The sequence below is a fragment of the Devosia sp. genome, assembly GCF_041917035.1.
Classification (GTDB): Bacteria; Pseudomonadota; Alphaproteobacteria; order Rhizobiales; family Devosiaceae; genus Devosia_A.
In genome coordinates, this window is sequence record NZ_JAYRYM010000145.1 from 1 (window position 1) to 10,209 (window position 10,209).

Annotated in this window: 12 protein-coding genes; 10 read left to right on the plus strand and 2 right to left on the minus strand. The window is 67.1% G+C overall.

Features of this window, described 5'->3' with window-relative positions:
• The first annotated feature begins 191 nt into the window (after positions 1 to 191).
• The 3 genes from nrdR to ACE3TU_RS14505 all read left to right on the plus strand — a co-directional run bounded on the left by nrdR (position 192) and on the right by ACE3TU_RS14505 (position 2,467).
• Complete coding sequence (gene nrdR, locus ACE3TU_RS14495) at positions 192 to 674, plus strand: transcriptional regulator NrdR (protein WP_374625385.1); 483 nt, start codon at positions 192 to 194, stop codon at positions 672 to 674.
• An 81-nt stretch (positions 675 to 755) separates the two neighbouring features.
• The gene (gene nusB / locus ACE3TU_RS14500) at positions 756 to 1,256 is read left to right on the plus strand and encodes a transcription antitermination factor NusB (RefSeq protein WP_374625387.1); all 501 of its coding nucleotides are present in this window, start codon (positions 756 to 758) and stop codon (positions 1,254 to 1,256) included.
• Between the two features lie 8 nt (positions 1,257 to 1,264).
• Complete coding sequence (locus tag ACE3TU_RS14505; protein WP_374625389.1) at positions 1,265 to 2,467, plus strand: MFS transporter; 1,203 nt, start codon at positions 1,265 to 1,267, stop codon at positions 2,465 to 2,467.
• Positions 2,468 to 2,504: 37 nt separating this feature from the next.
• Here ACE3TU_RS14505 and ACE3TU_RS14510 read toward each other — a convergent pair whose 3' ends face one another.
• Positions 2,505 to 2,954, minus strand: coding sequence for an outer membrane protein assembly factor BamE (locus ACE3TU_RS14510; RefSeq protein ID WP_374625391.1), 450 nt, complete (start codon positions 2,952 to 2,954; stop codon positions 2,505 to 2,507).
• Between the two features lie 166 nt (positions 2,955 to 3,120).
• Between ACE3TU_RS14510 and ACE3TU_RS14515 the strand changes: the two genes are divergently transcribed.
• The 7 genes from ACE3TU_RS14515 (at position 3,121) to ybaK (ending at position 8,059) form a co-directional block, all read left to right on the plus strand.
• Positions 3,121 to 3,648 (plus strand): ubiquinol-cytochrome C chaperone family protein, encoded by a 528-nt coding sequence (locus tag ACE3TU_RS14515; RefSeq protein WP_374625393.1) that lies wholly within the window; start codon positions 3,121 to 3,123, stop codon positions 3,646 to 3,648.
• Positions 3,645 to 4,196, plus strand: a complete 552-nt coding sequence (locus tag ACE3TU_RS14520; RefSeq protein ID WP_374625395.1) for a DUF177 domain-containing protein — start codon at positions 3,645 to 3,647, stop codon at positions 4,194 to 4,196. The genes ACE3TU_RS14515 and ACE3TU_RS14520 overlap by 4 nt, the downstream gene beginning before the upstream one ends.
• A gap of 71 nt (positions 4,197 to 4,267) precedes the next feature.
• Complete coding sequence (gene plsX / locus ACE3TU_RS14525) at positions 4,268 to 5,344, plus strand: phosphate acyltransferase PlsX (protein ID WP_374625397.1); 1,077 nt, start codon at positions 4,268 to 4,270, stop codon at positions 5,342 to 5,344.
• A complete protein-coding gene (locus tag ACE3TU_RS14530) occupies positions 5,341 to 6,309 on the plus strand; it encodes a beta-ketoacyl-ACP synthase III (protein ID WP_374625399.1) in 969 nt (322 codons plus the stop codon). The genes plsX and ACE3TU_RS14530 overlap by 4 nt, the downstream gene beginning before the upstream one ends.
• Positions 6,310 to 6,493: 184 nt before the next feature.
• Positions 6,494 to 6,805: an integration host factor subunit alpha gene (locus tag ACE3TU_RS14535; RefSeq protein ID WP_374625401.1), complete on the plus strand. Its 312-nt coding sequence runs from the start codon at positions 6,494 to 6,496 to the stop codon at positions 6,803 to 6,805.
• Positions 6,806 to 6,833: 28 nt separating this feature from the next.
• Positions 6,834 to 7,370 (plus strand): MerR family transcriptional regulator, encoded by a 537-nt coding sequence (locus tag ACE3TU_RS14540; RefSeq protein ID WP_374625403.1) that lies wholly within the window; start codon positions 6,834 to 6,836, stop codon positions 7,368 to 7,370.
• A gap of 215 nt (positions 7,371 to 7,585) precedes the next feature.
• Complete coding sequence (gene ybaK, locus ACE3TU_RS14545; protein ID WP_374625404.1) at positions 7,586 to 8,059, plus strand: Cys-tRNA(Pro) deacylase; 474 nt, start codon at positions 7,586 to 7,588, stop codon at positions 8,057 to 8,059.
• Here the strand turns inward: ybaK and ACE3TU_RS14550 are convergent.
• Positions 8,049 to 10,010 carry a tetratricopeptide repeat protein gene (locus tag ACE3TU_RS14550; protein ID WP_374625406.1) on the minus strand — a complete coding sequence of 654 codons (1,962 nt, stop codon included), beginning with the start codon at positions 10,008 to 10,010 and terminating at the stop codon, positions 8,049 to 8,051. The genes ybaK and ACE3TU_RS14550 overlap by 11 nt on opposite strands.
• Positions 10,011 to 10,209: the final 199 nt, after the last annotated feature.

Genomic DNA, 10,209 nt, shown 5'->3' on the forward strand with positions numbered 1-10,209 from the left:
TCCCGATCTACAGCTGATGACGGTTCCATCGGGCACGACGCATCGGCCTTGCCCTCCCTCCCCCTTGCGGGGAGGGCCGGGGTGGGGGTGGTGCGGTTCGCGAGCCGATGGACCCCCAGCCCCAACGCCTCCTCGCAAGGGGGAGGGGAGCTGACCGTGGCCTCCCGCCTGAACGACATGTGGAGCTGCTGATGCGCTGTCCCTACTGCGGAAACGACGATACCCAGGTCAAGGATTCGCGCCCGACCGAGGATTCGAATGCCATCCGCCGCCGCCGCATCTGTCCCTCCTGCGGGGGGCGCTTCACCACCTTCGAGCGGGTGCAGCTGCGCGAGCTGACGGTGATCAAGAAGTCCGGCCGCCGCGTGCCCTTCGATCGCGACAAGCTCGCCCGTTCGGTCAACACCGCGCTCAGGAAGCGTGACGTCGAGCCCGAGCGCGTCGAGCGCATGATCTCCGGCGTCGTCCGCCAGCTCGAGAGCCTCGGCGACACGGAGGTCACCTCCGACCAGATCGGCGAGATCGTCATGGAGGGACTGAAGAACCTCGATGCCGTCGCTTTCGTCCGCTTCGCCTCGGTCTACAAGAACTTCTCCGCCGCCGACGATTTCCGCTCCTTCCTCACCGAATTGGGCGAGGACCAGCACGCGGCCCACACCGGCGGCGACGATTAGCGTTGCGGTTGCCCGCCGCACTGGCTAATCCGAGTGAACCGATCCCGCCGGCCCCCGGCGAAACCCGAAGCACACCTACTTATGGCTCAGCCCAAGCCGCGCGATCCCGCTGCCCCCAAGACCGCCAACCAGCGCGGCGCTGCCCGCCTTGCCGCGGTGCAGGCTCTCTACCAGATGGATGTCGGGCGCCAGTCGCTCGAGGACACGCTGAGCCAGTTCAGCGCCGTCCACCTCGGCCGCGAGATCGAGGGGGAGGAGTACCTGCCGGCCGACGCCGACTTCTTCCGCCAGATCGTCTCGGGCGTCATCAAGTCCCAGCTCGAGATCGACCCGGCCATCGACGCGGCCCTCGTCGACGGCTGGCCGATGGCGCGGATCGATGCCACCCTGCGCGCCATCCTGCGTGCCGCCGCGTTCGAGCTGCTCCGTCGGCGCGATATTCCCTCGCGCGTCGTCATTACCGAGTATGTCGACGTGGCAAAGGCCTTCTACCCGGATGATGCGGCCCGGATGGTCAACGGCGTGCTCGACCAGGTGGCGCGGACCGCCGGCCGCGACAACGAACCGGGCAAGCCCCGGTAGGCGCCGCGATGACCAAGCCCGCCGCACCGGTCGGCTCCCCGGTCCGCAACATCGCGCTGCTCTCGGCCTCGCAGGCGATCGTCGGATCGAACCAGGCCATCCTGATGTCGGTCGCCGCGCTCACCGGCGCCGGCATGATCGACGACAAGTCCTACGCCACGCTGCCGGTCACCATGATGATCGTCGGTACCGCTCTCGCGACCGGTCCGGCGGCCTGGCTGATCCACTCCTGGGGCCGGCGCGAAGCCTTTATCTTCGGCGTGGCCATCGTCATCCCCGCGGCGCTGCTTGCCGGGTTCGCCGCGTGGCTGGGCCTGTTCTGGCTGTTCTGCTTCGCCCTCGCCATCATCGGTGCCACGTCGGCCTTCGCCAACCAGTATCGCTTCGCCGCCGCCGACAGCGTGCCCGCCGCGATGAAGTCGACCGCTATCTCCTGGGTGCTGTTCGGCGGAGTCCTCTCTGGCTTCATCGGCCCGCAGCTGAGCGCCCTCAGCAAGGACCTGATCCCCGGCCACACCTTCACCGCGACCTACGTGGTCATGGCCCTGCTCGGCGTCGTCGCCATCGGCGTCCTGAGCCAGACCCGGCTGGCGCCCACCGTCCGCGATGCCGCGGAGCGCAAGGCCGGCCGGCCGCTGCCGGTGCTGCTGCGCACCCCCGAGATCGTCGTGCCGATGATCGCTTCTGCGGTCAGCTACGCGCTCATGGTCCTCGTCATGGTCGCCGCGCCGCTCGCCATGGTGTTCGTCTGCGGTCACACCACCGAGGCCGCGGCCTTCGCCATCCAGTGGCACATTGTCGCCATGTACGCCCCGAGCTTCATCACCGGCACCGTCATCAAGCGGATCGGCGCCGAGGTCACCGCCGCCATCGGGCTGCTGCTCATCATCATCTCGGCCGGCATCAACCTGCACGGCATCACCACCATCCACTTCGACATCTCGATGGTGCTGCTCGGGATCGGCTGGAATTTCGGCTTCATCGCCTCGACCTCCATGCTCTCGGAGGCCTACCGGCCGGAGGAAGCAGCGCGCGTCCAGGGCCTCAACGAGCAGGTGGTGTTCGGCGTCATGGCCATTGCGTCGATCGGCTCGGGCCTGTTGCTGCAGACCATCGGCTGGCAGTCGATCAATATCCTCGCCATCCCGGTCGCCACGGTCGGCATCCTGGCGCTCGGCTTCTCGATGACGCGAAGGAAGCAGGCGCTTTAGGGACGCGGGTGGCCCCGCGGCTCTGGCCCTTGCCCCGTCAGAACGACGAGATGATCGATTCGATGAAGCTGCGATCTTGCCCGTAGGAGGGGGTGCGGCGGCTGTCGATGTTGAACACCTTGCCGTCCTTGACACCCAGTCGCTCGGTGTCGACCACCTTGTTGTTCTTGTCGAAGTACACCGCCAGCACGGTGCGCTCCTTGCTCAGCTCCATGCCGAACGCGGTCTGCTGCACCTTTTCGCCGATATAGTACCAGGCGCTCTCGGAGCCGAAATTGTTGGTCGCTTGCGGGGAGCCCAGCACTGCCGTCACCAGCGCGGCACTCTGGCCTGGACGGATCTGCAGCAGCGCATCTTCCGAGATCTCGTAGCCTCGCGCCTTCGACTGCGACAGGCTGAGTCCGCTGCTGCAGGCGCTCAGCGACGCGCCGAGCAGCAGGGCCGCAGCGATCGGGAAGGTGCGGCGAACGACGGTGCGCAGGGGCATCAGTTTGACTTTCCCGATCCTGGTCGACTATTACCACGGCCATTGGCCGGCCGCGGGACTGTTTAGCTGCCGGACCCTTGGTCTGGCAAGCTGGCTTGGTCCGACGCCTATCCCCGCTCGAGCCCTTCGCCCCCCACCTCCGAACTGCCCCGGAGCGCGATCGACGATGTTGAAACTGTTCAAGAAAAGCCCGGACGCCGAAGCGGTTTATGCCGTCTATCGCGCCATTGTGGCGCAATCCCGGCAGCCGCTGTTCTACGCCGAATGGGGCGTCCCGGACACGGTTACCGGTCGGTTCGACATGATCTCGCTGCACATGGCGCTGCTCTTCCGGCGCATGCGCGGCGATGGCCGGCAGAGCGCCGAGTTCAGCCAGGCCGTGTTCGATCTGTTCTTCCGCGACATGGACCGTTCGCTGCGCGAGATGGGGGCGGGGGATCTCGCCGTCCCCAAGAAGATCCGCAACATGGGCAACCTGTTCTTCGGGCTGCTGACCGCGGTGAACGAGGCGCTCGATGCCGGCGACCGCGCCCGCCTCGAGGCGGTGCTGCGCCGCAACCTCTTCGACGACGGCGACGAGGCCGCGACGGTCGACCGCCTGGCGGCCTATCTGGAAGCCCAGGCCGCCGCCCTCGCGACTCAGCCGGCGGCCGGGATCGCCGCCGGGCGAATCGAGCTGAAGGGGATCGCATGACCCGTTCGCACCCGCATTTCCGCATCCCGGATGCGAGCATCCGGCTCGATTCCATGCCGGCCGCCGGGCGCGAGCTCGATCTGGTGGTCGAGCGCCCCGAGCGGGAGGCCATTGCGTCCGATCTCGGCATCACTGCCGTCGACCGGCTGACCGTCAGGCTCGCCGCGGTCCGCTTTCGCGGCGGCATCCGGGTCACCGGCCGGCTGGCCGCCCTGGTGGTCCAGCCCAGCGTCATCTCGCTCGAGCCCGTGCTGCAGGAGATCGAGGAGCCGATCGACCGCGTCTTCCTGCCCGGCAGCGAGAAGCCCTTCGCCGGCCCGGCCAATGCCGAGGTCTTCGTCGATCTCGAGCATGAGGAGATCCCGGATCACTTCGACGGCAATGAAGCGGACCTGACCGACCTCATCGTCGAGACGCTGGCCCTCGCCATCGATCCCTACCCGAGAGCCGAGGGAGAGGCCCTGGGAGAGATCGGCGACGACGATACCGAGGACGAGTTGCCCTTCGCCGGCCTCAAGGTCCTCAGGAACCCCGAGGACAAGGGCTGACTGGCGCGGGCTTGCGCCACGTGGGCGAATGATTATCTTGGCGGCGCCCCCTTTGGCGGGCTGGACGGGCGATGAGTGACACCATCCGTATTTCGGTAGACGCCATGGGTGGCGACAAGGGCCCCCGCGTGGCCGTCGAGGGCGCAAGCCTGTTCTGGCGCGAACGCAGGAACACCAGCTACATCTTTCACGGCCGCGAGGCCGAGCTCGCCCCTCTGATCGCCCGGTTCCCCGAACTGCAGGCGATCTCGACGATTGCCCACTGCGACACCGTCATCTCGATGGACGACAAGCCCTCGCAGGCGCTGCGCAAGGGGCGCGGCAACTCCTCGATGTGGAATGCCATCCAGTCGGTCAAGGACGGCGCCGCCGACGTGGCCATCTCGGGTGGCAATACCGGGGCGCTGATGGCCATGGCGACCTTCTGCCTGAGGCCCATCGAGGGCATTTCGCGGCCCGCCATAGCTGCAATATGGCCGACGCTGAGGACCGACATCATCGTCCTCGACGTCGGTGCGACCGTCGGCGGCGATGCCAAGCAGCTGACGGACTTCTCCATCCTCGGCGCGGCGCTGGCGCGCGCCCTGTTCGATCAGGATTTGCCGACGGTCGGTCTGCTCAACGTCGGCACCGAGGAGATGAAGGGCCACGACGAGGTCAAGGAGGCTGCCCGCCTCCTGCATGCGGCGAGCGGCGAGGGTTTCGTCTACCACGGCTTCGTCGAGGGCGATGACATCGGCAAGGGGACCGTGGACGTCGTCGTGACCGAGGGCTTTGCCGGCAACATCGCGCTCAAGACCGCCGAGGGCACGGCCCGCCAGGTCGGCACCTACATCCGCGATGCGCTCAGGGCCGATATCGTGTCGATGCTCGGTGCGGCCATCGCCGGGCAGGCGCTGCAGGCGCTCAAGCGCAAGCTCGATCCGCGCAACATCAATGGCGGCGTCTTCCTCGGTCTCAACGGTATCGTCATCAAGAGCCATGGCGGCACCGACGAGATCGGCTTCAAGGGGGCCCTCGGGCTCGCCTACGAGATGGCGCGCAACCGCGTCATGGACAAGATTGCCGAAGGCATGCGCCGCTTCCCCACTCTCCATCCGGCGCCGCCGGCTCCCGCCGCGCCCGAACCCGAGGCCAGATCCGCGTGACTGACAAGAAGACGATCATCCGCAGCGTCGGCGCCTACCTGCCTGCGCGCGTCCTCGGCAACGAGGAACTGGCGAGGACGGTGGACACCTCCGACGAGTGGATCGTGCAGCGCACCGGCATTCGCCAGCGCCATATCGCGGCCGAGGGTGAAAATACCTCCGATCTCGCCGCGGCCGCGGGTCGCAAGGCCATGGAGAATGCCGGGCTCGAGATCGGCGACATCGACCTGATCATCGTCGCCACCACCACGCCGGACATGACCTTTCCGGCCACCGCCGCGGTCGTCCAGCAGAAGCTCGGCATGCACCACGGCGCGGCCTTCGACATCCAGGCGGTCTGCTCCGGCTTCGTCTATGCGGTGGCCACCGCCGATTCCTACCTCAAGAACGGCCTCGGCCGTCGCGCCCTGGTGATCGGCGCCGAGACCGCCTCGCGCATCCTCGACTGGAACGATCGCACCACCTGCGTGCTGTTCGGCGATGGGGCAGGGGCCGCGGTGATGGAACTGGGCAAGCCTGGCGAGGACCGCGGCGTGCTCGCCACCGCCCTGCGCTCGGATGGCCACTTCTGGAACAAGCTCTACACCGACGGCGGGCCGTCATCGACCCGCTCGATGGGACATATCCGCATGGAGGGCAAGGAGGTCTTCAAGCACGCCGTCGGCATGATCACCGATGTGGTCTACAAGGTGCTCGAGGACACCGGGCACACCATCGATGATCTCGACTGGTTCGTGCCGCACCAGGCCAACAAGCGCATCATCGACGGGGCGGGAGTGAAGCTCGGTCTGCCGCCCGAAAAGGTGGTCGTCACCGTCGACCGGCACGCCAACACCTCCGCCGCTTCGGTGCCGCTGGCACTCAATACCGCCGTCTCCGATGGCCGTATCAAGCGCGGTGACCTCGTCATGATCGAGGCCATGGGTGGCGGCTTCACCTGGGGCGCCTCACTGATCCGCTGGTAGGCCGTTAATACTCGACTCGGCGGCCGCGCAAATGCTGGTCACCGGTTCGTCGCAAACGTCGCTAGCCTTTGATAGTTAAGTGAGATTGCCAGCCCCACGGGAGCGGGCTAATCTTCGTTAATCCGTAGGTGGGGGCGCCTGGCGGACACGGTCCGGTGAGGCAACAACGGAGGGGGGACGGCACATGACTCAGAAGACGGTGACTCGCGCCGATCTGGCGGAAGCGGTGTACGAGGCGGTCGGGCTTTCACGCACCGAATCCGCCGAACTGGTGGAGCGGGTGCTGGACCTGATCGGCGATGCGCTGGTGGCCGGGCAGAACGTCAAGCTGTCCTCTTTCGGCTCGTTCCAGGTCCGCTCGAAGAACCAGCGCATCGGGCGCAATCCCAAGACCGGCGAGGAGGTTCCGATCCTGCCGCGGCAGGTTCTGGTGTTCAAACCGAGCAACGTGTTGAAATCCAAGATCAACAAATCTATGGTCCGGGCTGGAAAATAAGAGTCTTTCCGGCCTCGGGTGAGTCCATTTGGACAAGTCTCCAGACGCGTTTCGCACCATCTCGGAAGCAGCTGAAGAGCTGGACCTGCCGCAGCACGTTCTGCGCTTCTGGGAGACTCGCTTCTCGACCATCAAGCCCCTGAAGCGCGGCGGCGGTCGGCGCTACTACCGCCCCGAGGACGTACTGCTGCTCAAGGGCATCCGGCACCTGCTCTACGATCAGGGCTTCACCATCAAGGGGGTGCAGCGCATACTCAAGGATCAGGGCATTCGCCACGTCATCGCCATCGGCGAGGGCAAGCCGCTGGCGGCCCTGCCGCCCCCGGAGCCGGATGACGAGGGCGATGAGGCGGAGGGTCCCTCGGTCGTCGAGGCTCCGGTTGCCCCGCCGCCGTCCCGTCCCCGCTTCCAGCTGCCCAATCTGCGCCCGCCGGCCCCGGCGCCGGCCGCCGCTCCGGCGCCGAAGCCTGCCGGACTGTCGGCAGCCGATCGCGACCGGCTCTCCGACGCGCTGCGCGAGTTGCTCGACTGCAAGCGTCTGCTCGAACGCGCCCGCGAAGGCTGACATCTGCCGTTCATACTTCGTTCATCTCTGTTCATATTCGACCGGCCCGGACCACGCGACACGCTGAATTTCCTGACGAAATTTCCCTCGGCCGTGGACAACATCTGAACCGGCGGAGTTATCCCCGTCTCTCCGAGGGATGCTAGAATGGACTATCGTCGGGATTCTGTCCGCCATGCCGGGCGGTCGGGCAGCCGGAGAATGCGAAGGCGTCCATGTCGAAGACAACTGCTGCGACTGCTGCGCTGACCAGGGCGGGCGTCGCCTTCACGCCGCATCCCTACGACTACGATCCGGATGCTCCGCGCATCGGCCTGCAGGCCGCCGCGGCGCTGGGCAGGGCGCCCGAGGAGGTGTTCAAGACGCTGATGGCCGAAGTCGATGGCCAGCCGGTCTGCGTCGTCGTGCCGTCGGATTGCGACGTGAGCATGAAGAAGCTCGCGGCCGCTGTCGGCGGCAAGTCGGCGCAGATGATGAAGCCGGCCGATGCGGAGCGCCTCACCGGCTTCAATGTCGGCGGCATCAGCCCGTTCGGCCAGCGCCGCCGGGTGCCGACGCTCATCGACGAGACGGCACAGCTGTTCGATGATGTGCTGATCAACGGCGGTCAGCGCGGCCTGCTGCTCGCCCTCGCTCCCGCCGAGGCCGCCCGTGCCGCCGATGCCCGCTTCTGCGACCTCACGGCCTGAGGCACCACGCGCGCCACATCCCCCGGAACGCCGCCTCCAGGTCCCGTGCGAAGGCCTTCGCATCGAACAGCGTCGACCCCCTGACCTGGTCCCGCAGCCGGCTGCGGATCGCGTCCAGGTTCTGCGGTGTCGCGGCCCCCCCCCCCGCCTTGGCCACGTATTCGTCCGCGTCGGCCGCCACCCACTCGTCGAGCCCGGTGGCCCGTAGGATGCTCTCGCTCATGTGCGCCACGTACCGATTGCCGTGCAGCGTCAGTACCGGCACCCCCATGTAGAGGGCCTCCACCGTCGTCGTCCCGCCATTGTAGGGAAAGGGGTCGAGCGCCAGGTCAAGTCGCCCGTAGCCCGCGAGGTGTTCCTCGTAGACGTCGAGCTTGGGCTCGAACACCACCCGGTCCGGCGCGATCCCATGCCCCACCAGCCTGCCGATGATCTGGCTTCGCTGCCCCTCGGACGAGGCGGTGTCGCGCATCAGGAGCCGGCTTCGCGGCACTGCCGTGAGGATCCTCGCCCATGCCGAGAGGGTTCCCTCACTGTATTTGCTGATGTTGTTGAAGCTGCCGAAGGTGAACTGGCCGCTGCCGTGCCGCGGCGCGGCAACCACCGGGGGCGGCGCCTCGGGCTCCACGAAACACAGGTGCGCGTGCGGCAGGTGCCAGGGCGCCTCGACCCATTGCCGGGTCTCCTCCGCGGGGATCAGCCATCTGTTGGCCATCACATAGTCGATCGCATCGAGGCCGGTGCTGGCGAAATAGCCGAGGTATGTGACCGCCACCGGTGCCGGCTTGCGGGCAAATACCGCGAGCCGCTCGCCGCTGGTGTATCCGGACAGGTCGACCAGGATGTCGATGCGATCGCGCCGGATCTGCTCGGCCAGTTCGTCGTCGCGCATCTTGCCGACATATCGCCAGTTGCCGATGAGTTCGCGAAAGCGCAGGTTCAGGTCGTCGTCATTGTCGCGGCCGGAATAGGCGAAGTACTCGATCTGCTCCCGATCGCTCGCTGCCACCGGCTGGACCATGAACCGGCCGACCGGGTGACGCCTGAAATCCGCCGAGACCAGGCCCACTCGCAACCGCCGCTCGCTGTTGCGATCGTTCGGATAATCCCGGTAGCGCACCAGGCCTTCGCTCAGGCGCAGGGCGAATGCGCGGGCGTCGGCTAGCGCCTCCACCGGATCGAGGTCGAGGTAGTTCTGGTTGAAGATCACCGCCTGCGCGATGGACTTCGACTCGGCGCCGCCCTGGCGCGCGGCGCGGTAGGCCGCGATAGCCTCCTCGACCAGCCCCCGGCGCTTCAACAGCCGCGCGAGGCTCGCATGGTATTCGCCCTGCCCGGGGTTGAGTGCGATCGCCTTCCGCAACTCGGCCTCGGCGTCGTGCTCCCGGCCGGCGCGCATCAGGCCCAGCGCATGGTTGTGCCGGTAGTCGGCCCGCGCGGGCGCTGCCGCGATGGCCCGGCGATGATGCGCGAACGCGTCGTCGAACCGATCGAGTTCTGCCAGCGCCGCCCCCAGAGCGCTCTCGATTCCGGGGCGGCCCGGAGCCAGCGACAGCGCGGTCTCGCAGGCGGCCACCGCATCCGGATATCGCTCCATCCGCCGCAGCGCATTGCCGAGATTGGCCCAGGCATCGGCGTTCCGGGGGTTGGATCGCGTCGCCGCACGAAACGCATCGATGGCGAGTTCCATCTGCTTGAGGCCGGACAGTGCGAGCCCGTAGTTGTTGAGCGCCGGGGCGTCGTCGGGCACCACTGTCAGCGAGCGCCGGATCAGCTTTGCCGCCAGTTCGTTGTCCCCCTGCTGCAGGTGCACAACTCCGCGCATGTGCAGCGCCGACGCATGGGCCGCTTCATCGGCGAGGATCGCATCATAGATCGCCGCGGCTTCGTCCAGCCGACCGGCGCGGTGCAACCTGATCGCCTCCGCCAGTCGCTCGTCCAGATCGCTCATCCTGAGGTTCCCACGCGTGCCTTGGTTGACGCAGTTCTTAGTCGAGTGTCGGCCCGATGGGTATCGGCAGGGCCCCTCGTCACAAAAATGCCTCTTGCCTCCCCGGCAGAGCTTGGGTAGGTCTGCCGCCAGTCGGGGTGTAGCGCAGCCTGGTAGCGCATTTGTCTGGGGGACAAAGGGTCGTCGGTTCAAATCCGGC

What these genes read in the sequence shown, in the direction of transcription:
- ACE3TU_RS14535 (WP_374625401.1), top strand. Translation starts at nt 6,494, where the DNA reads ATGACTCAGAAGACGGTGACTCGCGCCGATCTGGCGGAAGCGGTGTAC.
- nusB (WP_374625387.1), top strand. Translation starts at nt 756, where the DNA reads ATGGCTCAGCCCAAGCCGCGCGATCCCGCTGCCCCCAAGACCGCCAAC.
- ACE3TU_RS14510 (WP_374625391.1), bottom strand. Translation starts at nt 2,954, where the DNA reads ATGCCCCTGCGCACCGTCGTTCGCCGCACCTTCCCGATCGCTGCGGCC.
- plsX (WP_374625397.1), top strand. Translation starts at nt 4,268, where the DNA reads ATGAGTGACACCATCCGTATTTCGGTAGACGCCATGGGTGGCGACAAG.
- ACE3TU_RS14520 (WP_374625395.1), top strand. Translation starts at nt 3,645, where the DNA reads ATGACCCGTTCGCACCCGCATTTCCGCATCCCGGATGCGAGCATCCGG.
- ACE3TU_RS14550 (WP_374625406.1), bottom strand. Translation starts at nt 10,010, where the DNA reads ATGAGCGATCTGGACGAGCGACTGGCGGAGGCGATCAGGTTGCACCGC.
- ACE3TU_RS14515 (WP_374625393.1), top strand. Translation starts at nt 3,121, where the DNA reads ATGTTGAAACTGTTCAAGAAAAGCCCGGACGCCGAAGCGGTTTATGCC.
- nrdR (WP_374625385.1), top strand. Translation starts at nt 192, where the DNA reads ATGCGCTGTCCCTACTGCGGAAACGACGATACCCAGGTCAAGGATTCG.
- ACE3TU_RS14505 (WP_374625389.1), top strand. Translation starts at nt 1,265, where the DNA reads ATGACCAAGCCCGCCGCACCGGTCGGCTCCCCGGTCCGCAACATCGCG.
- ybaK (WP_374625404.1), top strand. Translation starts at nt 7,586, where the DNA reads ATGTCGAAGACAACTGCTGCGACTGCTGCGCTGACCAGGGCGGGCGTC.